The sequence below is a fragment of the Ewingella sp. AOP8-B2-18 genome, assembly GCF_052376015.1.
In the GTDB taxonomy this organism is placed as follows: Bacteria; Pseudomonadota; Gammaproteobacteria; order Enterobacterales; family Enterobacteriaceae; genus Ewingella; species Ewingella allii.
Map to the genome: position 1 here is coordinate 1 of NZ_JBQSVB010000010.1, position 24,713 is coordinate 24,713.

The 24,713-nt window shown below is 53.8% G+C and carries 20 protein-coding genes and 1 tRNA gene; 14 read left to right on the forward strand and 7 right to left on the reverse strand.

The genetic code is table 11. The features are described 5' to 3' along the window. Together ACT3RR_RS17815 and ACT3RR_RS17820 are read left to right on the forward strand one after the other, a co-directional pair. On the forward strand, positions 1-854 hold an 854-nt coding region (locus tag ACT3RR_RS17815), incomplete at its 5' end, for a hypothetical protein (protein WP_496200845.1). A gap of 843 nt (positions 855-1,697) precedes the next feature. Then, entirely contained in the window at positions 1,698-2,015 is a 318-nt protein-coding gene (locus tag ACT3RR_RS17820; protein WP_496200846.1) for a hypothetical protein, read from the forward strand. Positions 2,016-2,100: 85 nt separating this feature from the next. Here the strand turns inward: ACT3RR_RS17820 and ACT3RR_RS17825 are convergent. Both ACT3RR_RS17825 and allS read right to left on the reverse strand, forming a co-directional pair. Further along, positions 2,101-2,185, reverse strand: a tRNA-Leu gene (locus ACT3RR_RS17825). Between the two features lie 127 nt (positions 2,186-2,312). Further along, positions 2,313-3,239 carry an HTH-type transcriptional activator AllS gene (allS, locus tag ACT3RR_RS17830; RefSeq protein ID WP_034786867.1) on the reverse strand — a complete coding sequence of 309 codons (927 nt, stop codon included), beginning with the start codon at positions 3,237-3,239 and terminating at the stop codon, positions 2,313-2,315. 220 nt (positions 3,240-3,459) lie between these two features. Here allS and allR point away from each other — a divergent pair, with 220 nt between their 5' ends. The 4 genes from allR (at position 3,460) to ACT3RR_RS17850 (ending at position 8,519) form a co-directional block, all read left to right on the forward strand. Beyond that, positions 3,460-4,272, forward strand: a complete 813-nt coding sequence (allR, locus tag ACT3RR_RS17835) for an HTH-type transcriptional repressor AllR (protein ID WP_034786864.1) — start codon at positions 3,460-3,462, stop codon at positions 4,270-4,272. Positions 4,273-4,409: 137 nt separating this feature from the next. After that, positions 4,410-6,206, forward strand: coding sequence for a glyoxylate carboligase (gcl, locus tag ACT3RR_RS17840; protein ID WP_496200847.1), 1,797 nt, complete (start codon positions 4,410-4,412; stop codon positions 6,204-6,206). Then, positions 6,203-6,982 (forward strand): hydroxypyruvate isomerase, encoded by a 780-nt coding sequence (gene hyi, locus ACT3RR_RS17845; RefSeq protein ID WP_496200848.1) that lies wholly within the window; start codon positions 6,203-6,205, stop codon positions 6,980-6,982. Before gcl ends, hyi begins: the two co-directional genes overlap by 4 nt. Before the next feature lie 268 nt (positions 6,983-7,250). Beyond that, on the forward strand, positions 7,251-8,519 hold the full coding sequence (locus ACT3RR_RS17850; RefSeq protein ID WP_353500823.1) for an MFS transporter: 1,269 nt from the start codon (positions 7,251-7,253) through the stop codon (positions 8,517-8,519). Positions 8,520-8,619: 100 nt separating this feature from the next. Here ACT3RR_RS17850 and allE read toward each other — a convergent pair whose 3' ends face one another. The 4 genes from allE to allD all read right to left on the reverse strand — a co-directional run bounded on the left by allE (position 8,620) and on the right by allD (position 13,204). Continuing rightward, positions 8,620-9,408 (reverse strand): (S)-ureidoglycine aminohydrolase, encoded by a 789-nt coding sequence (allE, locus tag ACT3RR_RS17855; RefSeq protein ID WP_353500822.1) that lies wholly within the window; start codon positions 9,406-9,408, stop codon positions 8,620-8,622. Between the two features lie 54 nt (positions 9,409-9,462). After that, positions 9,463-10,746 carry an MFS transporter gene (locus tag ACT3RR_RS17860; protein WP_496200849.1) on the reverse strand — a complete coding sequence of 428 codons (1,284 nt, stop codon included), beginning with the start codon at positions 10,744-10,746 and terminating at the stop codon, positions 9,463-9,465. Continuing rightward, positions 10,743-11,990 carry an allantoate deiminase gene (gene allC, locus ACT3RR_RS17865; RefSeq protein WP_496200850.1) on the reverse strand — a complete coding sequence of 416 codons (1,248 nt, stop codon included), beginning with the start codon at positions 11,988-11,990 and terminating at the stop codon, positions 10,743-10,745. Before allC ends, ACT3RR_RS17860 begins: the two co-directional genes overlap by 4 nt. Before the next feature lie 164 nt (positions 11,991-12,154). After that, a complete protein-coding gene (gene allD / locus ACT3RR_RS17870) occupies positions 12,155-13,204 on the reverse strand; it encodes an ureidoglycolate dehydrogenase (RefSeq protein WP_353500819.1) in 1,050 nt (349 codons plus the stop codon). 368 nt (positions 13,205-13,572) lie between these two features. Between allD and fdrA the strand changes: the two genes are divergently transcribed. From fdrA to ampH, 6 genes are all read left to right on the forward strand, one after another. Then, the gene (fdrA, locus tag ACT3RR_RS17875; RefSeq protein WP_496200851.1) at positions 13,573-15,240 is read left to right on the forward strand and encodes an acyl-CoA synthetase FdrA; all 1,668 of its coding nucleotides are present in this window, start codon (positions 13,573-13,575) and stop codon (positions 15,238-15,240) included. Positions 15,241-15,248: 8 nt separating this feature from the next. After that, on the forward strand, positions 15,249-16,514 hold the full coding sequence (locus ACT3RR_RS17880; protein ID WP_496200852.1) for a DUF1116 domain-containing protein: 1,266 nt from the start codon (positions 15,249-15,251) through the stop codon (positions 16,512-16,514). A 50-nt stretch (positions 16,515-16,564) separates the two neighbouring features. Continuing rightward, positions 16,565-17,416 (forward strand): DUF2877 domain-containing protein, encoded by an 852-nt coding sequence (locus ACT3RR_RS17885; protein ID WP_496200853.1) that lies wholly within the window; start codon positions 16,565-16,567, stop codon positions 17,414-17,416. 44 nt (positions 17,417-17,460) lie between these two features. After that, on the forward strand, positions 17,461-18,369 hold the full coding sequence (locus ACT3RR_RS17890; RefSeq protein ID WP_496200854.1) for a carbamate kinase: 909 nt from the start codon (positions 17,461-17,463) through the stop codon (positions 18,367-18,369). Between the two features lie 113 nt (positions 18,370-18,482). Then, positions 18,483-19,712, forward strand: coding sequence for an MFS transporter (locus ACT3RR_RS17895; RefSeq protein WP_496200855.1), 1,230 nt, complete (start codon positions 18,483-18,485; stop codon positions 19,710-19,712). 112 nt (positions 19,713-19,824) lie between these two features. Continuing rightward, positions 19,825-20,970, forward strand: a complete 1,146-nt coding sequence (gene ampH, locus ACT3RR_RS17900) for a D-alanyl-D-alanine-carboxypeptidase/endopeptidase AmpH (protein ID WP_353500814.1) — start codon at positions 19,825-19,827, stop codon at positions 20,968-20,970. 99 nt (positions 20,971-21,069) lie between these two features. Here ampH and rraB read toward each other — a convergent pair whose 3' ends face one another. Next, complete coding sequence (rraB, locus tag ACT3RR_RS17905) at positions 21,070-21,498, reverse strand: ribonuclease E inhibitor RraB (RefSeq protein ID WP_034786830.1); 429 nt, start codon at positions 21,496-21,498, stop codon at positions 21,070-21,072. A gap of 163 nt (positions 21,499-21,661) precedes the next feature. On the opposite strand from rraB, the gene argF reads away from it, so the two are divergent. Beyond that, positions 21,662-22,669: an ornithine carbamoyltransferase gene (gene argF, locus ACT3RR_RS17910; RefSeq protein WP_496200856.1), complete on the forward strand. Its 1,008-nt coding sequence runs from the start codon at positions 21,662-21,664 to the stop codon at positions 22,667-22,669. Between the two features lie 190 nt (positions 22,670-22,859). Next, a complete protein-coding gene (locus ACT3RR_RS17915) occupies positions 22,860-24,623 on the forward strand; it encodes a sugar phosphorylase (protein WP_486031461.1) in 1,764 nt (587 codons plus the stop codon). Positions 24,624-24,713 lie beyond the last annotated feature (90 nt).

Consider the following 24,713-nt stretch of genomic DNA (forward strand, 5'->3'; position numbering starts at 1 on the left):
CCAAGAAGTTAGAAGAAATAATTTTTGAGTATGCCTATTCTAAAAATATAAATATTCATTGTGCTAACGATTTTTTAGAATATAAAACTCATGATGATTTAATGTCTCTTGAAGAAATAATTTTTCAAATAGCAGAGGAGGATTTGTCATTTTTTGGCCATTATTACTCTTTGTTTGAAAAATCCATATCTAGCATAAAATCAAATATTTGCAGCTCTACCTACGGACAGTTAATCGATAAGGTAAACATTGATTCTTTCCCAAGAAATTATTCATTAACAATTGATGGTCTTCTTTGGCCTGGAAAAAACGAAAGTGCGCATACTCATAGCTGGAAAGATACGCTGAAAAAAAATTCTATATTTATTGCTCAGAATAGTAAAAACAAAAGTGATTTTGTTCAAAAATCCCAAAATAACTACGACAACATTTCTTTCCACAAAGATATAGGTGAAACTTTAGACACTATGCAGCAAAGTACATATAAAGACTGTAGGGTCATAATATCAGACTCATTAAATACGTTGAATCAGTGTTACCATTTCATATCTAAATGCCCTAATAGTAATCAGGAGGATCTTAACTTCATATCAGAATACACAGCAACTATCGGGAAAAAACTATCTTGTACTCGGCAGGGCTCAAATAAACGAAAATTCGATTTCCCAATTGATGACTCTAAGGACTCTGCAACTGAATCGGTTAATTGTGAATATCATTTAAAGATAAACTGGGATGATAAGGGTATAAAGTTAACATCTAAAAATCTTATACGAATTTATTTCGCACTAAAATACGATGATAAATCAGAAAGAAAAAAAATTAAAGTTGCATACATAGGAAAGCATTGGTAATAATTAATAACTGTCTTTTTTATAAGCTCCGTTTAGGATATTTTTCCTCTCTATAAATGATTAATACCATTGCAGAACCTATTCTATAGAAAAAAGATCATTGCTTATAAAATGCTCTTTACTATAAATAAAATAGGGGAGGGAATCATGAAAATTCACTCCCCTTATTAATATAAGTGATGAGAGATGAACATGGAAAAAATTTTAACAGCATGGGATATTTAATAGTTTATATGAGTTAAGATGCTTATAATAAAAACTAGAAATCGTTACTGCTATAAATTATTTTATTTTTCATGGAAAAAATACTCAGCTAATTAAAGATACCTGATTCGACTACGCGTATATGACCAAAGAAAATATTACCTACCGTTTCAACGTACTGAAAATTATGCTCCTGAAGTCCACATTGGTGTATGAGAATCGTTTCCTTATTACTCAGTTTAAATTAAGAGGTTCAGCAAGGCATACAATCGAGATGCCCCACTACTTAAGTCCCCAATAAACACCCTTCAAGGATGTTATTCCCTGCGATCCACATTCCAAAACCAAATACAAATCCCTGTAAATGCATCCAGCACATTTCTTTATGTTGATGGTGGGAATACACTCTCTTCGCTGCGGCAAAATCCGCAGCCGGAATTGGAACTCCGACTATCTGGTACTGAAAAAACTTGTTTTTTTTCAGCGGCTACGTGCACACTTTAAATCGTGGCTCAGATAGGGCAACCCTTGCGGTTGGCCGGTCGCTAGATCCGGAGTTCCAAACCTGTCTGAGCCACACCTTTAGATTGGAACCTGAAGGCGTGGTGAAACTTAAAATCTAGCAATGGAATGATCATCATGACTCACACCGAAACCACTGAAAACTCTATCACCGTCTTCCGTTCACTGATTGCCGGGCTGGATTTCAGTCACTTAGAAGATACCCAGCTTTATGAACTGAGTGCATTAGCCTCTGAATCTGCCGAAGGGCTTTGTCATGGCTTGCTGTGTCTTAGCGAAGGGCTGGAGAACAGTGAGATTGTGCCGCCAGAGGGGGTGCCTCAAATCAGTGCTTATCTAAAAGCGGTGGCGCATCTCGTACCACTACTGTTTGAGTTGAATGAGTGTGCGAGTGACAGACTGGGAAGTCGAAGAAACGGACCATTAACTGTCTGAATTTGAGACTTAAACTTTTGGATTAAGCCAAATCGCAGACATAAAAAAAGCCACCCGAGGGTGACTTAATTTTCATACTGACTAATGGTGCCGAAGGCCGGACTCGAACCGGCACACCTTGCGGCGGTTGATTTTGAATCAACTGCGTCTACCGATTTCGCCACTTCGGCACTGAAAGTAGTATGCGGAAAACGGGTGCATTATACCTTTCCGAAGACCTCACGCAATACTTATCCTGACGGGTTTTGACTGAGTGCCGAAAAAAACGGCAAAACCGCGTCTTTCTGGCTGTTTTTACTACAAATCGAGGGTCTGAAGAGGTGAATAAAAGCCTTGAATCAGTGGGTCGCGTCGCTCGAACATCGCCACCAACTCTTTTACCACCTCGCCGCCGCGTTCGTGTGACCACGCCAGTGACAATGGCGAGCTTTGGCGGTGGTTAACCAGTGTTCTGGCGACCAGTTCGCCGCTGTCAAGATAGGGCTGGCATAGCGTGCGGGGCAGAAAACCAATGCCGACGCCGCGCAGGTGGCATTGCAGCTTGGTGTTCATGTCCGCCACTTTAATCTCCTGCTGGCCCGGCAGCAGCCAGGCGACGCGTTTGGCGAGATGCACCGCCGTGTCCTCGATATTGACCGCCGGATACCAGCGCAGCTGCTCTTCGCTCAGCGTCTCCCCGCCCTGCGCCAGCGGGTGCTGCGGCGCAACCACAAACACCCACTCGACCTTGCCGAGCGGCAGAATGCTGATGCTGTTCTCCAGCGACTCCCTGCCCGACACGCCAATCGCCAGATGGCAATCCCCATTGAGCAAGGTGTCCCACACGCCCATATACACCTGCCGGGTGATGTGGAAAGTGGTGAAGGGATAACGCACATTTAAATGCGCCAGCAGGTCGGCGACGCTATCGCCGTTATACAGCAAGTTATTGATAACAATATCAACCCTTGGCTCAACGCCCTGATTGATCTGCTTGAGTTCGCCGGGCATAGAGTCCAGCCAGCTCAGCCACTGACGACAGCGTTCGAGCAAATAGCTGCCCGCCGGAGTCAGCGTCACGCTGCGGGTGGTGCGCAGGAATAGCTGGGTGCCAATCCCCTCTTCTAGCACTTTGATGCGATAACTGATGGTGGCCGAGGTCTTGTGCAGCGACTCGGCGGCGCGGGAAAAGCTACAGCACTCGGCAACTTTTACAAATGAACGGATTGTCTCGTGGTCCAGCATTGGCGCTCCTTGCAGGTTTGTCTCAACTCACTATGCCGCCTATTGAGCCTAAAATCCTCCCCATCTCCCCTGACCTTCATCACAAAAATGGTTTTAATTGCTGAGATAGGGAAAGCGTGCGCGAAATACAATTATGGAAATATATTCCATTTATCACTTTTAATTGAAAATTCCCTTGCTACAGTAGGGATCGAATCGATGCGATAAGAGAAAGGATGTAATGACTGAATTACGGAGAAGAGGTCGGCCTGCTCAGGAGGGCACCTCTGCGACCAAGGGCGCGCAGGCGCTGGATCGTGGGCTGGAGATCTTGCAGTTTTTGGCACAATCGGGGGGGAGTTCTTCGGTGTCTGTGCTGTCGGAAAAGCTGGATCTGCCGCTTTCCACCACCTTCCGCCTGCTGAAAGTGCTTGAGAAATCAGAGTTTGTGTTCCAAGACCCGCAGCTGGGTTGGTGGCACATTGGTATTCAGTCGTTCACCGTCGGGTCGACGTATATGAACGATCGCGACGTGGTGTCGGTCGCCGGGCCCTTTATGCGCCGCCTGATGCTGCTCTCCGGCGAGACCGCCAATCTGGCGATCCGCAATAACATGGACGCCGTGCTGATCCGCCAGTGCGAGTGTCAGGCGATGGTGCGCATGTGCGCCCCGCTCGGCAGTCGTCTGCCGCTGCACGCCTCCGGCGCGGGCAAGGCGCTGCTCTACGCGCTGGATGAAGAAGAGATGCTGGATCTGATTGTGCGATCCGGTTTGCAGACTTTTACTCCGCACACGCTCAATAGCCTGATCCCACTGAAGAAGGATCTGGCGACCTCGGCCCAGCGCGGCTACGCGGTGGACCACGAGGAGCACGCGCTGGGGCTGAACTGCCTCGCGTCGGCGATTTTTGATAAGAACAATCAGCCGATTGCTGCCATCTCCATCTCGGGGCCAAGCTCGCGGATGGAACCGGCGCGCTTTGCCGAACTCGGCGAACTGGTGCGCGACGCCGCGCGCGACATCAGTACCGCACTGGGCGACCCGCACAGCTAGAATCTAGGCCTGACGCCAGAGATGGCGTCAGGCCGCACGGTCTGCCAATCACAAAGCTCCGTGCTTTTTTTTGGCATAAAACTAAGTTGGAAAAACTTTCCAATAAATGGATTTATCGACGATAAGGAATGTAAACGATGGCTAAGATGAGAGCAGTTGATGCAGCAATGTGGGTGCTGGAGAAAGAGGGAGTGACCACCGCCTTTGGCGTGCCCGGCGCGGCGATTAACCCGTTTTACGATGCCATGCGCAGGCACGGCGGCATTCGGCATATCCTTGCACGCCATGTGGAAGGTGCGTCGCACATGGCCGAGGGCTATACCCGCGCCACTGCGGGCAATATCGGCGTCTGTCTGGGCACCTCGGGACCGGCGGGCACGGACATGATCACCGCGCTCTACTCGGCCTCGGCGGACTCGATTCCTATCCTGTGCATTACCGGGCAGGCCCCGCGCGCCCGGCTGCACAAAGAGGATTTTCAGGCAGTGGATATTGAGTCGATTGCCAAGCCGGTGACCAAGATGGCGGTGACCGTGCTGGAACCCGCGCTGGTGCCGCGCATGCTGCAAAAAGCCTTTCATCTGATGCGTTCTGGTCGCCCCGGCCCGGTGCTGATCGACTTGCCGTTTGATGTGCAGATGGCGGAAATTGAATTTGATCCCGAGACTTATTCGCCGCTGGTGCCTTACAAGCCTTGCGCCACGCAGGCGCAGATCGACAAGGCGCTGGCGATGCTGTGTCAGGCCGAGCGCCCGCTGATTATTGCCGGGGGTGGGGTTATAAACGCCGACGCGGCGGATCTGCTGCAAGAGCTGACGGAGATCTGCAATATTCCGGTGATCCCAACCCTGATGGGCTGGGGAGCGATCCCCGACGATCACCCGCTGATGGCGGGCATGGTCGGCCTGCAAACCTCGCATCGCTACGGCAATGCCACCCTGCTGGCGTCGGATCTGCTGTTCGGCATTGGCAATCGCTGGGCAAATCGCCATACCGGTTCGGTGGAGAAATACGTCGCGGATCGCAAAGTGGTGCACATCGACATTGAAGCCACGCAGATTGGTCGAGTGATCTGCCCCGATCTGGGCATTGTGTCGGACGCCCGCGAAGCCCTGCTGATGCTGGTTGAATCAGCCAAACGCCTGTTCGCCAAGGGCGACCTGCCAAACCGCGACGGCTGGGTCGCAGAGTGCAACCAGCGCAAAGCCACCCTGCTGCGCAAAACCCATTTCGACGAGGTGCCGGTCAAACCGCACCGGGTGTATGAAGAGATGAACCGCGCGTTTGGTGCCGACGCCTGCTACGTCACCACCATCGGCCTGTCGCAAATCGCGGCGGCGCAGACCCTTCACGTGTTCAAACCACGGCACTGGATTAACTGCGGACAGGCTGGCCCGCTGGGCTGGACCCTGCCTGCGGCGCTGGGCGTTCGCGCCGCAGACCCCGCTCGCAAGGTGGTGGCGCTGTCCGGCGATTACGATTTTCAGTTCTTGATTGAGGAGCTGGCGGTCGGCGCACAGTTCAAACTCCCCTACATTCACGTGCTAGTCAATAACGCCTATCTGGGGTTGATTCGTCAGTCACAGCGCGGCTTCGACATGGACTATTGCGTCCAGCTTTCTTTCGAAAATATCAATAGTAGCGAGCTGGGTGAATACGGCGTGGACCATGTGAAGGTGGTCGAAGGGCTGGGCTGCAAGGCCATTCGCGTTTTCAAACCTGAAGAGATTGCCCCGGCGTTTAGGCAGGCTGAAAAACTGATGCAGCAACATCAGGTGCCGGTTGTGGTAGAAATTATCCTCGAGCGGGTGACCAATATTGCGATGGGCACCGAGCTGGATAATGTCACTGAATTTGAGCCGACCACCGCGCTACAGGCTGAAGCCCCGACCGCCGTGGCTTTTTACGATTACCGCCAAGGAGAGAACTCATGAGTCGCTTTGCCGCCAACCTTTCCATGCTGTTCACCGACGTCGATTTTTTGGCTCGATTCGCTCAGGCCAGGGCCTGCGGGTTCAGCGCCGTGGAATACATCTCTCCTTATGAATTTCCGCCCGAAGTAATACAGGCCGAGCTGGCTCAACACGGCTTATCTCAGGTGCTGTTCAATTTGCCGGTAGGGAACTGGGCCGGGGGCGAGCGCGGCATTGCCTGCTTGCCAGATAGAGTGGACGAGTTCCGCCAAGGGGTGAGTCAGGCGATTCGCTATGCCAAAGCCCTGAACTGCCCGCAGGTGAACTGTCTGGCAGGTAAAGTCCCGGCGGGCAGTGACCCGCAAGTGATAGAAAAAACGCTGGTGACTAACCTGCGTTTTGCCGCCGACGCGCTGGCAAAAGAGAATATTCGGCTGCTGATCGAGCCGATCAATAACCTTGATATGCCGGGGTTTTACCTTAATACCAGCCGTCAGGCGCTGGCGCTGATTGAGCAGGTCGGCAGCAAGAATCTCTGGTTGCAGTATGACATTTACCATATGCAAAGGATGGAAGGCGAGCTGATCCAGACCCTACGCAACCACCTGTCGCAGATCGCGCACATTCAGGTGGCGGACAATCCGGGGCGGCACGAGCCGGGAACCGGCGAGATCAATTTCGACAACATTTTTAGCGCGCTGGATCAGATGGGCTATAGCGGCTGGATCGGCTGTGAATATAACCCGCAGGGCGACACGGCGGCCGGATTATCTTGGCTAAATCATCGACAACGTTAATCAACTCACAAAGGAAGTCACGGGAAAAATATAATATGGCGTTCTGATAGACTTTTAATCGGAACCGGGAATGATAATTATCTCTCTCCGCTCAGGGTTATTCATCAACCTGAGCGGGAACTCTACAAATAAGACCAGCCTTCATAAAAAATTATCAGGATCTTAATCCAAGGAGATAGGTATGGCTGTTTCAGAAACAATCAATGGATCATCAATTTCACAACAAATTAATAAATCAAAATTGTATCGAAAAGTTGCATGGCGAATCATGCCCATTCTATTAATTAGTTATATTGTGGGTTATTTAGATCGCGTCGGCATCTCCTTCTCTAAATTCCAAATGATGCCGGACATTTTAAATGGCAACATGGCCTTAGCGGAATCAGTATATGGGCTGGGCGCCGGAGTGTTTTTCATCGGCTATATTATTGCTGGCGTGCCGAGCAATATGGTGTTGAGTAAGTACGGTGCGCGAAAAATCATTGCGCTACTGATGGTGATTTGGGGCGGCATCTCGATGCTCAGCGTGTTTATCACCTCTCCCATGCAGTTCTACATCGCCCGATTTTTCCTCGGCATTGCCGAAGCGGGCTTCTATCCCGGCGTCATTCTTTACCTCACTTTGTGGTTCCCCTCCGGCCAGCGCGCCAAGATGACCGCCCTGTTCGTCTGTGGCATTCCCATCAGTAATATCATCGGCGGCCCGTTGTGCGGCTGGATCATTGAGCACATGAATGGCCTGATGCAGATGTCCGGCTGGCAGTGGCTGTTTTTCATCAGCGGCCCGCGCGCGTTGCTGATTGCGCTGGTGATCTTCTTCTTCCTCGACAACACCTATCAAAACGCTAAATGGCTGACAGATGAGGAGAAAGCCATGATCCACGAGGATATGGATCAGGCCAATCAACAGCGATTGTTAAACGCCAAAAACGGTATTGTCGCCCACGAATGGACGATGAAAACCATGCTGAAATCCTCGGCGTTCACCAAAATGTGGCTGATCTGCTTCTGTACCGTGATGGGCCAAGGCGGGCTGGCGTTCTGGGTGCCGACCATTATCAAAGACACCGGCGTGAAGTCCGTTTTCGACGTCGGCCTGCTGAGCATGGTGCCTTATATGCTGGCGGTGGTGGCGATGCTGCTGGCGGCGCGTAGCTCCGATAAGCACCGCGAGCGCCGCTGGCACATCGTGGTTCCTTTCTGCATTGCCGCCGTCGCCATGGTCAGCATTGGCGTATTTCAGGACAACAAAAGCATCGTGATGTTCTCACTGTGCATCGCCGTGGCCGCCAGTCTGGTGCCTTCGCCGCTGTTCTGGAGCCTGCCGAATGCCATCTTTACCGGCACCTGCGCGGCGGCGGGCATTGCGCTGATTAACTCCATCGCCAATATCGGCGGCTTTATCTCACCCTATATTATCGGCTACTTTAAGAATACGACGAACAGTAATTTGGTAGCGATGTGCGTGCTGGCCTCAATGATGATCCTCGGCGCGATACTCACGCTAACGGTGCCTGCCAAGATGGTGAATAAGTAGTAACTGATTGTCTTAGAAGAGAAAGTGAGAAGTATTAAAAAAGCGCCTGAGGAGAGATCTTCAGGCGCTTTTGGCTATTTAGTTAAGACGAAATGCGTGATTAAAGCTCGGCGTCGCGATGGCAATCTTTAGAGTAGATGTAGCTGAACACCTCGTCTTTGCCCACCGCATAGCCCGCCTGCGGGCAGTACGCGCCCATAAAGATGTAGTCGCCTTTCTTCACCGGTACCCATTCGTTGTCGAGGTTGTACATGCCCGCGCCACTCAAGATATAAGCGCCGTGCTCCTGCACGTGGGTCTCAATGTAACCGTGGCTGGCACCCGGATTAAAGGACAAGATGTGTATGTTCATGTCAAAACCCAGCTCTTTCGGCAGGAAGTCTTGCAAGATAACGTCACTCATCCCTTCATACTCGATACGCTCAAGCTGGCTGACGTTGCCGCTGACCACATAGGCCTGATGGCCCGCCAATGGCTGATATTTGCGTTTGTAGAGGAACAGTTTGCTTGGTTTACCTTCGCTATTATTATCGAGATAAAGCTTTACGCCCGCCGGGCAATATAAATATCCGCCGGTTTTAAGTGCGTAAGATTTATCATCCGCCGCCGCCATAATTTCGCCGTCAATGACATAAACGAAAGTTTCTATATCGCCACCGCCAAAACCTTGATGATTACGACCGCCGTCTAATAAAGTCACCAGATAATCCACAAAGGTCGCGCCTAATTTCGGCGTGGACAGAATGGTAATATCGCAATTCTCAAAACCAGGAATGACGTTTTTAACTAAACCGTCCGGCTCAATTAAGGCATAGTTATGGCGTTTAATAATAGAACGTGAAGATAATACGTCGGCACGATAACCGGTCTGCTGATTAATATAACCCATGATTTTTCCTTATTTATTCCATAGGCCGATAAGAGATATCGGCCTATATAAAGATTATTGAGATAAAGCCGGTTTAGCGGTTTGATGTTTTTTCATTAATACGTTTACGGTGAAGAACATCAGCGTACCGATAACCAGAATGGCCGCCGAGATATAGAAGCCCATGACCTTCGAGCCGGTATGGTCGGAGATCATCCCGGTCACCAGCGGCGCAATCACCGAAGAAGACATGCCGAAGAAGTTGAAGACGCCGAAGCTGGTGCCGTAGCCCTTTTTCGGCGCGTTGTCGGCGACGAAAGAGATCATGATTGGGTCAACCGCCAGCTTGCCGAGCAGGCCGTAGAGGATCAGGCTAATCAGCAGCATGGTGGAGTCCGGCGACAGCACGGTGCAGGTCAGCATCACCGCCGCGCAAATCTCGAGGAAGATGATCAGGCTGACTTTCTTGTTGCGGAAACGGTCGGACATGCGGCTGAAGAACAGCGCCCCCGGCACCGAGGCGAAGGCCACCAGCGCCGACGAGAAGCCAATGGCGACGCCCTGAAAACCGCGCTCCTGCTGCAAGAATGACGGCAGCCAGGTGACAATCATGTAATAGCCGTAACAGGTGGCGAAATACATGACGTAGGCGGAAATCATCTTCAGGCTGAATAAGCCGCCCGGATTCTGATTGACCTCTTCAACCACCGGCGCGGCGGTCACCGTGGCTGTCGCGACAGGCTGCTGCTTAGGCGTACTTTTGATCACAAAGAAAAACACCAGCGTCATCAGCACCAGCAGGAAGGTGATCATAAACAGCAGCACCTGCCAGTTCATACCGACGCTTTTCACCAGCAGGCTGGAGGCAATCAGGCCAATCCCCATCCCCAGCGCCGAGCCGCTGTTAATGATGGCGGTGGATAAGCCGCGTTTTTCTAACGGAATGCTTTCAGAGGAGAGCGAGTAAGCCGAACCATAGTAGGAACCACAGCCCGCCCCGGCGAGCAGGCTACCGGCGTAGATCATGTGCAAGCTGGTGGCGTTACCAATCAGCAGCGTAGCGATGATGAACAGGCAGAAGCCGGGGATCAGCACAATCTTCTTGCCGAACTTATCCACCAAGATCCCGGCGGGGATCTGCATGCCGGTGTAGGCGAAGAAGTAGAAGCTGGCGATCAGCCCCATTTCGGTGTCGGACTGCGCGCCAATGGTGGCCTGAATTTCAGGGAAGATCGGCGTCAGGACGGTGCGGTAAATCCAGATAACCGCCCAGCCAAGACAGAGCACGACGACGATTTTCTTCCAGTACAGCGGATCAATGCCACCGCCGGCTGGCGATAAGGTAGTGCGAGTGGTCATACTGCGCCCCCGTTTTCTTGGTAAGCCAGCTGATACAGCACGTGGGCCAGGGCGCGAACGCCTTCGGCTAAGTCGCTCAATTCAGTTTTTTCAGCCGGGTTGTGGCTAATACCGGCGATACTTGGCACAAACAGCATGACGGTCGGCACCCGTGGCGCGAAGATTTGTGAGTCATGCCCCGCCCCGCTGTGCATCAGGCGATAGTTCATTTTCTCGGTTTCACACACCGCCGCGACCTGTTTCACCAGCTGTGGGTCCATTGGGATTGGCGCTTCGTCCATCCACAGGTTGATCTCCACCTCAATGCCCATCTCGCCGCAAATGCGTTGCATGTCAGCTTCAATCTCTTGAGTGAAACGCAGCAGCGCCTGTTGGTCGGTGTGGCGGCAGTCCATGGTGAAGTGGGTGAAGCCCGGCACCACGTTGACGGTATTGGGTTTTGGCTCCACTTTGCCGAAGGTCAGCACCAGCGGGTCGCCCTCTTTACGCGCCTTTTCAATGGACTCATAGCAGATGCGGCTAAAAGCGTGCACGGTGTCACGGCGGTAGCCCATCGGCGTGGTACCCGCGTGGTTGGACTCGCCGGTCAAGCGAATGTCGTAGCGGCGCTGGCCGACAATGCTGGTGACGACGCCGACGGTTTTGCCCTCGGTTTCCAGCACTTTGCCCTGTTCAATGTGCAACTCGACAAACGCGCGCAGGTCCTGACGCACCGGCGTGTTTTCCGGGCGGAAGTCAAAACCGGCCTGATGCATGGCATCCACAAAGCCCACGCCCTTGGCGTCTTGGACCTGATGCATGTCGGCGTTATTCGCCAAGCCAAAGATGTTTTTGCTGCCCCAGAAGACAAACGGGAAGCGGCTGCCCTCTTCTTCCGCCATCGATAGCACTTCTAAAGTGCGCAGTGGCTGGCCGTAAGTCTCTTTCAGGTAGTTGATTGCCAAAAAAGCGGCTTCGATACCAAACTGGCCGTCGAGGTTGCCGCCGTTCACCACGGTGTCGATGTGTGAGCCCGACATGATGGTCTGCTCGGGGTAGCGGCTACCTTCGAGGCGCGCCGATAGGTTGCCGACGTGGTCGAACTGGGTCTTCAGCCCGGCACTTTCAAATTTTTCCTGTAGTGCGCGCTGCGCGGCACACCACTCGGGAGTATAGAGAAGACGCGTCATACCTCCGGTCGGGTCTGCGCCGATCTGCGAAAGCCATGCGGAGATTTCTTGTATCTGGCGAGGGAAGTTTTGCATATTCCGGTCCTTATTTAATTTCCATATTGAAGGTCATTAATCACGAGGAGGTAGAAATAGAACCGCGAATTACTGGCAGGTTATTGGCCAATAATCCGCGCAAAAAGCACTTATTTATTCAAGTGAGTTATTTCACTGTCTTATTAATATAAAAAATCCATTAATTAACTGGCGAACGGATCTTTGTGGTCGTAAGAACGCAAATAGATTTCATCGGAGATGAGGTAATCGTAAATTTCATCAACAATTTCGATGCCATTGATTTCACTATTACGCTCATTGTTTTCGCTATTTTGCCCCGGATACATTACCTGACTCACGCCCGGCGCAGGTTTAATGCCATTGAGGTCACTCATCACCTGATTAATATTTTTGCGGAAGCTGTCGATATTAGTAAAAGCGGCAGGATCGATAACAATATGTAGCTGGCCGAGGTTACGGCCTTCGGTCAGGTCGTGATACATGGAACTGACGTTGCGGCCAAACGGCAGACCAAGCAGGATGCCCGCCAGCACGTCCACCATCAGCATCAGGCCATAGCCTTTCGGCCCGGCAATCGGCAGCAGACCGCTGACGGCGAAAGGATCGGTGGTGTGTTCGCCGTTGGAATCCACGGCCCAGGTGTCAGGGATTTTGGCATTGCGCGAGCGGGCATCCAGCACTTTGCCCCATGCCTGCACCGTGGTTGCCATGTCGAAGGTGATCATATGGCCATCTTCGCCCGGTGCGGCGAAAGCGATTGGGTTGGTACCGTAATAGACTTCCGCGCCGCCGTAGGGCACGACCATTGGGTCGGATTGACAGAGTGAAATGCCGATAAGCCCTTGTTTAGCCGCCTGTTGTACGAAGTAGGAGAGTGCGCCGCTGTGGCCAATACGGCGGATGCCCACTACCGCCACGCCGTTGTCTTTGGCGATGTCGATAGCGTGCTCCATGGCGATTTTGGCTGCCACGTGCCCCGCGCCGTTATCGCCGTCAAATACGCCGCTGCAAGGTCCGGTTTTCTCAAATCTAAAATCCGGGTTGTTGTTAGTCCCGCCTTTGCTGATACGTTCTGAGTAGTATTCCACCCGAACGGCACCGTGAGAATGTACGCCCCTTGCATCGGCATGGACCAGAACATCCGCCACGATATTGGCCTGTTCTCTTGGCAGTCCCGCCTTGTTGATCTTATTGCTAATTAAAGTGTGGAGCTGTTCCCGGGTGACTTTCATAGATAATCCTTTTTGCTAACCACTGATAGAACCTATTTATGGTCACAATCTATAACCCTCAGACTTTAAAAATGTGATCGGCGACGTTTTTAAACTATTAAATTAAAATTTCATTCACTCACCGTCGAATTATAAAAATTATTTTGATAAAGCCTGTCGGCATTGATTGAGCGATTTTAATAAAGTCTTCTCTTTGCCATGAATATTTCTAACAATCCGCGAAGTGTGACTCACCTCTCCTTGTGACACCCCAGATATTTGTAATTTCCAGCCAGCCATTAAGGGAAATTTTAAATTGAAATTCTTTATCAGGCTTTTCACGAACCGCTTCTCACTAAGCATGAGAAAAAAAGCAAAAGGAAACAGTCATGGTCCACGCTTTTATTAAGAAAGGGAGTTTTCAGGACTCGGTAAGCCTGATGTTGATCTCCCGAAAGCTCAGCGAATTTCCACAGGTAGACGAAATTTCGGTGATGATGGGCACCCCTGCCAACAAATCCCTGCTGGAAGCCACCGGCTTTTGGCACGCCCAGTTCAACGACGCCACGCCAAACGATATTTGTGTCGCTATTAAGGCCGACAGCCAAGACCCAGAGATCACCCAGTTCATCAGCGACGCGCTGGAAGAGGCGCTCAAAGCCATTGCGCAAGGGCAGCAAGGGGGCAAACGCCTGCCAGTCGCCCGCAGCTGGCAGACGGCTCGCCAAAAAGCGCCGGACGCCAATATGCTGCTGATCTCTATTGCCGGTGAATACGCCGCCGGTCTGGCCGATCAGGCGCTCGACAACGACTGCAACGTGATGATGTTTTCCGACAACGTCTCGCTGGAACAGGAGATTGCGCTGAAGAAGAAAGCCAGCAGCAAAAAGCTGATTGTGATGGGGCCGGACTGCGGCACCGCCAATATCGCCGGAGGTCCTTTGGCCTTTGCCAACGTTGCGCCCAAAGGCGTCATCGGCATTATCGGCGCGTCAGGCACTGGCATTCAGGAGCTGACCTCGCAAATCACGCTGGCCGGTCAGGGTGTCTCCCACGCCATTGGCCTCGGCGGGCGCGACCTCTCGGCCGAAGTCGGCGGCATCAGCGCCCTGACGGCGCTGGCGATGCTGGCTAATGACAGCAAAACGCAGGTCATCGCCTTCGTCTCTAAGCCTCCGGCAGAAGCCGTGCGCCAGCGCGTAATGGATGAAATGCAGGGCATCAATAAGCCGATTGTGGCGCTGTTCCTCGGCACCAAACCGGCCAGCCCGCGTGTGGGCAACGTGTGGCTCGCCAGCACGCTGGACGAAGCCGCCCGCCTCGCCGCCACATTGGCGAATGTCCAGCAGCAGATAGCTTCCCTGCCCGCCGTGCATGGCAAGAAAATCGCCGGATATTACGCCGGAGGCACCTTGGCCGCTGAAGTTGCCATGCTGCTGGCCGAGCATTTGCAGGTCGCGCCGGACAGCCAGCACCACCACGGCAGCATGCTCGACGCCGAGGGCCATCGAATCATTGATATGGGTGATGACTTCTACACCCAAGGCAAACCCCACCCGATGATTGACCCGTCGACCCGCAACCAGACCATCGCCCAGTTAGCTAATCAGCTTGAAACCGGCGTGCTGCTGATTGACGTGGTGATTGGCTTTGGCGCGCAGGCTGACCCGGCAACCTCGCTGGCCGACACGGTTCACGCACTCAAACAGCATCGCGACCCGGCTCACCCGCTGGTGGTGATCGCTACCGTCACCGGCACCGAGCAGGACCCACAACAGCGCAGTCGGCAAATCGACACGCTCACCGCCGCGGGCATCGTGGTGATGAACACCCTGCCGGAAGCCGTACTGCTGGCTCATCAACTAATCAGTCCGCCGACCGAAACCGGGCCATTGACGCCTTACCACTTGCTGGATGGCGTCTCTGTTATCAACGCCGGTCTGCGTAGTTTCGCCACTGATTTACAAACTAATCAGGTTCCCGTGGTGCATTACCAATGGGCACCGGTCGCGGGTGGAAATCAGCGTTTAGCCGCCATTCTGAAAAAATTGCACTGAGGGATCACATGACTACAACTATTAATGAAGCCAATGCAGCCGTAATTGCGCGGATCCGCGAAGCCCGTCCACACTGGTGTGACGTCAAACAGGCGCAGGAAGTGGTGCCGGTATTACAGCAAGGTCGCAAGCTACTGCACGCCGGTCCGCCGGTGGTCTGGCAAGACATGAGCGGCCCGGTGCGCGGCGCCTGTATTGGTTGCTGCCTGTTTGAAGGCTGGGCCGAAAATGAACAGCAGGCGCTGGCCCTGCTGGAAAACGGCGAAATTGAATTTATTCCGTGCCACAGCGTGCGCGCCGTTGGCCCGATGGGCGGCATCACTTCAGCCCATATGCCGATGCTGGTAGTGGAAAACCACACTCACGGCAATCTGGCGTTCTGCAATATGAATGAAGGGATTGGTAAAGTGATGCGTTTCGGCGCGTACGGCCCTGACGTGCAGGAGCGCCTGCGCTGGATGCGCGACACCTTGGCTCCGGTGCTGAAAGAGGTTCTAAGCCACATTGATGGCGGCATCGACCTGACCGCCGTGATGGCGCAGGCTATCACCATGGGGGATGAATTCCACCAGCGTAATATCGCCGCCTCCGCGCTGTTAATGCGCCAGCTGGCTCCAAAAATCGCCCAGTTGGATCGCCCGCAAAGCGAGCTGACCAGCGTGCTCTCCTTCCTTGCCATTACCGATCAGTTCTTCCTCAACCTGGCGATGGCCTACTGCAAAGCCGCCATGGATGCCGGGGCCGAAATCAAACAAGGCACCATCGTCACCGCCATGACCCGCAACGGCAAAGATTTTGGTATCAAAATCAGTGGCATGGGCGACCAGTGGTTCACTGCGCCGGTTAACACGCCGGAAGGCCTGTTCTTCTCAGGCTACAGCCAAGCCGACGCCAACCCTGACATCGGCGACAGCGCTATCACTGAAACCTTTGGTATCGGCGGCGCGGCCATGGTCGCAGCGCCGGGCGTGACGCGCTTTGTTGGCGCGGCGGGCGGCATGGGCGCGGCGCTGGACGTCTCCGAAGAGATGGCCGAAATCTTCCTCGAACGCAACATGATGCTGCAAATCCCGACGTGGGACTTCCAAGGTGCTTGTTTAGGTCTGGACGCTCGCCGCGTGGTGGAAACCGGCATCACGCCGCTGATCAACACCGGGATAGCACACCGCTCGCCGGGCGTCGGTCAGATTGGCGCGGGGACAGTTCGCCCACCGCTCGCCTGCTTCGAAAAAGCCATTGAAGCCTTAGCCGAGAAGCTTGGTATCAGCGCGTAACCCTTCACGCCACTTTGCCCGGCGGAGCCGTCGGGCAATCAGGAGCCACCATGGTTTGCATCGTTCTCTCTTCCAGCGCTCACGCCACCTGTGATTATGGTCCGTTGCGCCGCGCCGGCTTGTTCAACAACGCGATGAACTTTCTTACTCCGCGCCATCAGCTGTTGACGTTGCACCGCAGCGGGCACGGCCTCAGCCCGATGGGATGGGTGGTGGATGAAACGGATTTCGACCTGATTGCTGACCAGCTGCAAGGGGCCGAACAGCTCCATTTTGATGCCGAAGGCTTATTGATTGATGGCCTGCGGGTGAAAAATATCGGCCCGCAGCGCAACTTAACGCTGAGCCAGCCGGGGCTGGTGACCACGCAAACATTGCGCCAAACCCTACGCTGTTCGCCAGCGCAAACCGGCCTGTTTGGCGGGTTAGACGCGCTAGTGGCTTTACCCGCCGTCGGCGAATTACAGCAAATGCAGCGCCAATTTGCGGACTGGCTGCTGGGCGGCGAAGTGGACTGGACGGCGTTTATCGGCAAGGGGCCAGGCCTCACGCCAAGCAACGACGACACGCTGGTCGGCATGCTGCTGGTCGCCTACTGCGACAGCCGCGTTAATCCCAGCCAGCTGTCACCTTTTTTTGCGCACAGCAAGCCACTGGCCGGGCTAACCACGTTAGTGAGTCATCACTATCTGGCTTATGCCGCGCGGGGGATTTTCTCCTCGCCGCTGCTGGCTATCGCCCACGGGCTACTGGCTCCACAGACCTTACTCCCCGCCGTGCGCGACCTGCTGAGTGTCGGCCACTATTCGGGCGCGGACGCGCTGCTGGGCATCTGGCTGGCGGCGCAAACCATTAATCAACTTCACTCAGTCAGCACTTCGCCGCACTTAGCGGCCTGCTGAAAGCGTGGTTTTTACTTGTGATTCAACACACTAGAGAACTGAACATGGAAACTTTGGTTATCGCTTTAGGCGGGAATGCCCTGTTGCAACGCGGCGCGGTGCTTTCTGCTGAAAATCAATATAAGAGCATTGCGTTGATTGCCGATGCGATTGGCGAGTTAGCCAAGAAATACCGCATTGCCATTGTCCACGGCAACGGCCCGCAGGTCGGCCTGCTGGCCTTGCAGAATCTCAACTATCGCGACGTGCCGCCTTATCCGCTGGACATTCTGGTGGCGGAAACCCAAGGGATGATTGGCTATATGCTGGCGCAAAAGCTCTCCGCGTCTCACCCCCAGCAGGCGGTTTCCACCCTGATGACCCGCATTCTGGTGGACGGTGACGATGAAGCTTTCCAGCAGCCAACCAAGTTTATCGGCCCGGTCTATGCGCCGAAGGAAGAGTCGCATCTACGCCAGCAGTATGGCTGGACCATGAAGATGGACGGCGAGCATCTGCGCCGCGTGGTGCCTTCCCCTGAGCCTAAGCAGATCTTGGACATAGAAGCCGTTCACGCGCTGCTGGCGAAAAATCAGGTGGTGATTTGCAGCGGCGGCGGCGGCATTCCGATGGTGGCGACCGAGCAGGGATTACAGGGCGTTGAGGCAGTGATTGATAAAGATCTCGCCGCGGCGCTGCTGGCCGAAGCGCTGGATGCTGACCATCTGGTCATTTTGACCGACGCCGACGCGGTGTATACCGGCTGGGGCACGCCAAGCCAGCAGGCCATTCGCAGCGCCACGCCGCAGCAATTGGCTCCGCTGGCGGTGCCGGACGGCTCAATGGGGCCGAAGATCATGGCGGTGAGTCGCTTTGTCGAACGTTCAGGTAAAGAGGCGCACATTGGCGCGCTCAAAGACATTGATGCCGTGTTGAACGGCAGCGCGGGAACCCTGATCCACCCCGCCCGCTAATCCACCCAAAACACTGAAGCAGGCTGGTTACAGCCGCAAAAATCAGGCCGGTGGAGAGCGATTTCTCACCGGCCTTTCAACGTTGAAGCATTTGAACTTTTGAGGCACACATCATGGAAAAAAACGCGCACGCCAGCCGGTTCCCCTACTGGATCCAGTTGGTGATTATCTTCTTCTTCGGCTGGGTGGTTATCTACGCCGGACGCTCGGTTCTCAGCCCGCTAATGCCGATGATTCAGGACGAATACGGGCTGAATCAGGCCGAGCTGGGCATCATCAGTAGCCTGTTCTTCTTGGCCTACACCCTGCTACAGGTTCCCGCCGGATTGCTCGGCGACCGGCTGGGCCACAAAAAAGTCTTAGTCACCGGCTTTATGCTGTTCGCCGTTTTTATTGCTTCTATCAGCATTTCACCGGGGTTCTTAGGCTTTATCCTGCTGTGGATGCTGACCGGCGCGGCGCAAGGGGTCTATTACGGCCCGCAGTACGCGCTCTCTTCGGAAGCCATTCCGAAGAAATGGCTGACGCTGGGTAGCGCGGTAATTGGCAGCGGCATGTCCTTTGGTATTGCGCTGGGCTATCAGCTGTCTAGCTTGTCGGTGAATCATTTCCATACTGGTTGGAAATTGCCCTTTGTGATCATCGCCTTGCCGGTGCTGGTGGTCGCGCTGTTGATGCTGTTTGTTATCCATAAACGCCCGCCGGTTGCCGCGCCCGCTGCGGTACAGGCCGCCGACCAAGAGCCGCCGTTCCGCTTTATGGATTTACTGAAAAATCGCAACCTGATCCTCGCCTACATCACCATTTTCTGCTCGATTTACGGCTTCTTCGTGATCATCTCTTGGCTGCCTTACTACTTGCAGCAGGAGCGCGGAATGGACATGGCGCGCGCCAGTAATATTGCGTCGATTGTGCCGTGGATTTCGATTCTCGGGACGCTGATTTTCAGCTACGCCTCGGACAAGCTGGGCCGCAGAAAGCCGGTGGTGCTGTGCATGCTGCCGCTCTCGCTGCTGGCGCTGTTCGGCATTGTCTATTCGACCTCGGAAACCATGCTGATTGTCGTGCTGGTGCTGTATGGCTTTATCGGCAAAATCAGCCTGAACCCGATTCTGGTGGCGCTGGTGGCAGATAACGCGCCGAAGAAAGCCCTCGGCACCGCCTTCAGCCTGTATAACTTCTTTGGCATGGCGGCATCGATTTTTGCCCCTTACGTGACCGGCTTTATCGCCGACCGCACGGGCTCACTCAACGCCGGTTTCTACTTCGCGGCGATCATCACGCTGGTGGGAATTGGTGCCATGCTACTGGTGCGCGAAAAACACGTGCCGCAACCGGAATAACCAGATAAAGGAGATTTCTTACAACATTTTGCCAATTGGGCGCTTTTTTCCCATGCCGTTTCAGAAAGTTCGCATTAGTATACAAATTCCGAATGAATACTCTGCCTAGTTGATGGATACCGGTTTGCTGAAAAAAATTTCTCTCTCACTTTTGGCTCTGGCCTTTGCCAGCACGCCGCTGTTGAGCCAGGCGAAAAACGCCCGATTGGCTTCTCAAGTTGTTGATGACTATGCCGAACATATCTTCTACGGCAGCGGCGCGATGGGAATGGCGCTGGTGGTTGTCGATAATAACCAACAAGTTTTCCGCAGCTTTGGCGAAACCCGTCCCGGCTCAGACATTCGTCCACGCGAAGATTCCGTGATTCGAATTGCCTCGCTGACCAAGCTGATGACCAGCGAAGTGCTGGTGAAGCTGTCGCAGCAGGGTACCGTCAAGATTAACGACCCGCTGCGCAAATATTCCGGCGGCAGCGCGGTACCTTCCTATAGCGGCTCCACGCCAATCACCCTGCTTAACCTCGCCACTCACACCAGCGGCCTGCCGCGTGAGCAGCCGGGCGGCGCGCCAAATCGCCCGGTGTTCACTTGGCCGACCAAGGCCGATCGCTGGGCGTGGCTGCGAGTCGCCAAAATGACCACGCCTCCGGGCGCGCGTGCGGCTTATTCCAACTTAGCCTTTGACCTGCTGGCTGACGCCTTATCCAACGCGGCGCGCAAACCTTACACCCAGCTGCTGCGCGAACAGATAACCCAGCCGCTGGGCATGGTCGACACCACGCTGACGCCAAACGCCAGCCAGTGTGCTCGCCTGATGTCCGGCCTGCGCCCAAGCCCGTGCCTGAATACCACGGCGGCGGCGGGCAGCGGCGGGATTTACTCGACCCCGGCCGACATGGCGCGTTGGATGCGCCAGTTCCTGCCTTCCCCACTCGGCAAGCCAAGCCTGACCGCCGAAATGGCGCAGAAGATGTACTTTAAGCGTACTGATTTGGTATCGCTAAAAGGCATGGACGTGCCGGGCATGGCCGACTCTTTGGGTATGGGTTGGGTGACGATGGCGCCGACGCCACTGTTACCGCGCATTATTCAGAAAACCGGCGGTGGCGGTGGCTTTATTACTTATGTGGCGATGGTGCCTCAGCGCGGCGTAGGCGTGTTCGTGGTAGTGACGCGCAGCGAGTTAACCAAGTTTAAAAATATGAGTGACGGCGTAAACGATCTGGTTGCGGAGTTAGTGCGTAATAACGAGATTTAAAGCGCGGAATGATTTAAAGCACGGAATTGCAAGCTGGGCTTATCCTCCCCTTAGTTCAAGGGGAGGATCAAAACCCTATCTTACTGATAGAGTTAGTTATTAATGACGCTTACCGTCATCATCTTCATCAACCAAATCTTCTTCATCACCTTCTTCGCCGTCCTCATCTTCGTCGTCGCCTTCGAAGTAAGTGCCCCAACCGTCGTAATCAACGCCGTGGGCTTCGGCCAGGTCCATCAACTGCTCAACCTGTTTATCAATCAGTTCGGCGTTCAGCGCAATTTCGCTGATCACGTCACAGCACATCACGGTTGAACCGTCTTCTAATTCCAACTCTTCTGCGTCATTAACTTCATAACCCAGTTTGAAAGCGGCAACCGCGGCTTTCTCCAAATCTTCAAACTTATCAGAAGATAAGTGATGTTCGATGGTGTAAAGCGCGTCTGGATCGCTGCCATCATCCAGCAGCTCTTCGATGATTAAGCGGGTCTCTTCACTCTGTTCTTCTAGCAATTCACGATTTGCCATGCCTCTGTCCTCAATCAATGTGACGTTTCTCTAGACCATTTTCACACAGCGCGGGGCCAGCCTCCACTATAAAGTTTTAACGACGGGGTTGTAATTGCATATTCATACATATAAATTGAATTTTAATTCACTAAAGAATGCAAAGGCATTGGAGAGGAACACCATGAGTCTGTTGAGTAAACGTCATTTTCTCAGGTTACTGGATTTTACCCCGTCGGAGATTTCATCCCTTCTCCAGCTCTCCGCCGAGCTGAAAGCCGATAAGAAAAACGGCAGCGAAAAAGCCCATCTGCAAGGGAAAAACATCGCGCTCATCTTCGAAAAAGACTCAACCCGCACCCGATGCTCTTTCGAAGTTGCCGCCTATGATCAGGGTGCTAACGTCACCTACCTCGGCCCAAGTGGCAGCCAAATTGGTCACAAAGAGTCAATGAAAGACACCGCCCGCGTGCTGGGCAGAATGTATGACGGTATTCAATATCGCGGTTTTGGTCAGGATAAAGTTGAGACGCTGGCGGAGTTCTCCGGCGTGCCGGTGTGGAATGGCCTGACGACGGAATTTCACCCGACTCAGCTGCTGGCCGACCTGCTGACCATGCAAGAGCATCTGCCGGGCAAATCTCTGTCACAAATGACGCTGGCCTATCTGGGCGACGCGCGCAACAACATGGGTAATACCCTGCTGGAAGCCGCCGCGCTCTGCGGTTTGGACCTCCGTCTGGTCGCGCCGACCGCCTGCTGGCCTGAAGCCGAGCTGGTGGAAACCTGTAAGAAGCTGGCGCAGGAAAACGGCGGCAACATCACTCTAACCGAAGACATTGCGGCGGGCGTGAAAGGCGCGGATTTCCTCTATACCGACGTTTGGGTATCAATGGGTGAGCCAAAAGAGACGTGGAAACAACGCATTAGCCTGCTGCGTGACTATCAGGTGAACAGCGCCATGCTGGCCCTGACCGGCAACCCGCAGGTGAAATTCCTTCACTGCCTGCCCGCCTTCCATGACGACCAGACTACCCTCGGCCGCCAGATGGCGGAAGAGTACAACCTGCACGGCGGGATGGAAGTGACCGACGAAGTGTTCGAGTCGGCGCACAGCGTGGTCTTTGATCAGGCTGAAAACCGCCTGCACACCATCAAAGCAGTGATGGTCGCCACTCTTGGTTCACTCTGATTCGCCTTCGGCCTGACGCGACAATCCTCGCGCGTCAGGTTATTTCCTCCAGCTTCGCACATACCCTTTTACACAACATTGCAGTTTTTCATGGCCAATCCCCGCCTGAACGCCCCATTTTCAACTAACCTTTTCATTATGCGCCGCTTCTTTTGCCATCTTTTGGAGTGATAAAGAAAAGGGAAACGATATGAAATCAGTCAATTTGGAATATGTCTTGCGACTGGAAAGTTTACTGAGCCGGATCTATCCCAGAGAACACATTGCCGATTTACTGAAACAGATCCTGCAACTGGCCGAAAAATGGAATTACGGCAAACACCGCACTCAGGATTGGGTCGATGGCACCAACATTTACCTCATCACCTATGGCGACAATATCAGCCACGGCGAGCAGAAACCGCTGGCGACCCTGAATCATTTTGCCGACAAGTATCTGCGCGAAATCATCAGCGATATCCATATCTTACCGATGTATCCCTACAGCTCGGATGATGGTTTCAGCGTCATCGACTATCGCCGGATTGACGAACATCTTGGCGGTTGGCAGGACATCCACCAGCTCTCTTCCCACTTCAACCTGATGTTCGACTGCGTGATCAACCACATTTCGCGATCCAGCGACTGGATGAAGGGCTATCTGCACGACGATCCTTACTACAAAGATTACTTTATCGACTCCAACCCGGAGCTGGATTACAGCCGCGTGGTGCGCCCCCGCGCTCTGCCGCTGCTGACGCCGTTTATCAAAGCCGACGGCACCGAGCTGTATCTGTGGACCACCTTCAGCGAGGATCAGGTCGACATCAATTTCAAAAACCCGCAGGTGCTGCTGGAGAGCATCGACGTGCTGCTGCAATACGCCGCCAGCGGCGGGCAGTCGATTCGCCTCGACGCCATTGGCTATATTTGGAAAGAGGTCGGCACTCGCTGTATCCATATGCCGCAGGCGCACAACATCATCAAAGTGTGGCGCACCATTCTGGATGAAGTGATCCCCGGCACGCGGCTCATCACCGAAACCAACGTGCCGCATCACGAGAACATCAGCTACTTTGGCGAAGGCGACGAAGCCCACATGGTGTACCAGTTCCCGCTGCCGCCGCTGACCCTGCATGCCTTCCTGCGCCAAGACACCACCACGCTGACCCAGTGGGCGCAGAGCCTCAACGCCGAGGCGCGCTACCCGGAAACTACCTATTTCAACTTTTTAGCCAGCCATGACGGCATCGGCCTGCGCCCGACCGAAACTTTCCTCAGCGACGACGAGCGCAAATACATGGCGCAGGAGACGTTGCGCAAAGAGGGCCGCGTCTCCTACAAGGACAACGGCGACGGCACCCACTCGCCCTACGAGTTGAACATCAACTTCCTCAGCGCTCTGACCGAGCCGGATGACGACGTCGACACCAAAGCGCGGAAATTCCTCGCGGCGCAGGCCCTGCTGCTCTCCTTCATCGGCGTGCCGGCCATCTATATTCACAGCCTGCTGGGCAGCGAAAATGACCTCGAGGGTATGCACCAGTCGGGGCTAAATCGCCGCATTAACCGCAAGAAGCTCAAGCTAGACCAAGTGGAGGCCGGGCTGGAAAAAACTGACAGCCTGAGCTCAAAGGTGTTTTACGGACTGAGTAATCTGATCAAGCACCGTCGCGCCCATCCGGCCTTCTCGCCACAGGCCGGGCAGCGGGTGTTCGACATGGGGAAATCGCTGTTTGCCATGGAGCGCTATGATCCGCTGACGGAAGACAAAATCACCTGCGTGTTCAACATCAGCAACCAAACGCAGGTGGTTAAACTGGCGATTGAAGGCAAGGATTTGATTGCCGATGTGCCGTTTGACGGCCAAACCCGCCTCCAGCCGTGGCAGGTGGTGTGGATCAAGCACAAGCTGAAGGCTCCGGAGCGTCTGGGCCGCATGCGTCGCTGGAGAATGAAAATCTTCAAACGGTAAGTGGGCTGCCAATCGTTTGCTTTTAGAATCGATTCAGGCCGATTTTCGCTTGCAGCACGAAAATCTGCGCGTATAATGCGCCACAATTTG

Coding starts and splice junctions, on each gene's coding strand:
- ACT3RR_RS17820 (WP_496200846.1), top strand. CDS start 1,698: ATGACTCACACCGAAACCACTGAAAACTCTATCACCGTCTTCCGTTCA.
- allS (WP_034786867.1), bottom strand. CDS start 3,239: ATGCTGGACCACGAGACAATCCGTTCATTTGTAAAAGTTGCCGAGTGC.
- allR (WP_034786864.1), top strand. CDS start 3,460: ATGACTGAATTACGGAGAAGAGGTCGGCCTGCTCAGGAGGGCACCTCT.
- gcl (WP_496200847.1), top strand. CDS start 4,410: ATGGCTAAGATGAGAGCAGTTGATGCAGCAATGTGGGTGCTGGAGAAA.
- hyi (WP_496200848.1), top strand. CDS start 6,203: ATGAGTCGCTTTGCCGCCAACCTTTCCATGCTGTTCACCGACGTCGAT.
- ACT3RR_RS17850 (WP_353500823.1), top strand. CDS start 7,251: ATGCCCATTCTATTAATTAGTTATATTGTGGGTTATTTAGATCGCGTC.
- allE (WP_353500822.1), bottom strand. CDS start 9,408: ATGGGTTATATTAATCAGCAGACCGGTTATCGTGCCGACGTATTATCT.
- ACT3RR_RS17860 (WP_496200849.1), bottom strand. CDS start 10,746: ATGACCACTCGCACTACCTTATCGCCAGCCGGCGGTGGCATTGATCCG.
- allC (WP_496200850.1), bottom strand. CDS start 11,990: ATGCAAAACTTCCCTCGCCAGATACAAGAAATCTCCGCATGGCTTTCG.
- allD (WP_353500819.1), bottom strand. CDS start 13,204: ATGAAAGTCACCCGGGAACAGCTCCACACTTTAATTAGCAATAAGATC.
- fdrA (WP_496200851.1), top strand. CDS start 13,573: ATGGTCCACGCTTTTATTAAGAAAGGGAGTTTTCAGGACTCGGTAAGC.
- ACT3RR_RS17880 (WP_496200852.1), top strand. CDS start 15,249: ATGACTACAACTATTAATGAAGCCAATGCAGCCGTAATTGCGCGGATC.
- ACT3RR_RS17885 (WP_496200853.1), top strand. CDS start 16,565: ATGGTTTGCATCGTTCTCTCTTCCAGCGCTCACGCCACCTGTGATTAT.
- ACT3RR_RS17890 (WP_496200854.1), top strand. CDS start 17,461: ATGGAAACTTTGGTTATCGCTTTAGGCGGGAATGCCCTGTTGCAACGC.
- ACT3RR_RS17895 (WP_496200855.1), top strand. CDS start 18,483: ATGGAAAAAAACGCGCACGCCAGCCGGTTCCCCTACTGGATCCAGTTG.
- ampH (WP_353500814.1), top strand. CDS start 19,825: ATGGATACCGGTTTGCTGAAAAAAATTTCTCTCTCACTTTTGGCTCTG.
- rraB (WP_034786830.1), bottom strand. CDS start 21,498: ATGGCAAATCGTGAATTGCTAGAAGAACAGAGTGAAGAGACCCGCTTA.
- argF (WP_496200856.1), top strand. CDS start 21,662: ATGAGTCTGTTGAGTAAACGTCATTTTCTCAGGTTACTGGATTTTACC.
- ACT3RR_RS17915 (WP_486031461.1), top strand. CDS start 22,860: ATGAAATCAGTCAATTTGGAATATGTCTTGCGACTGGAAAGTTTACTG.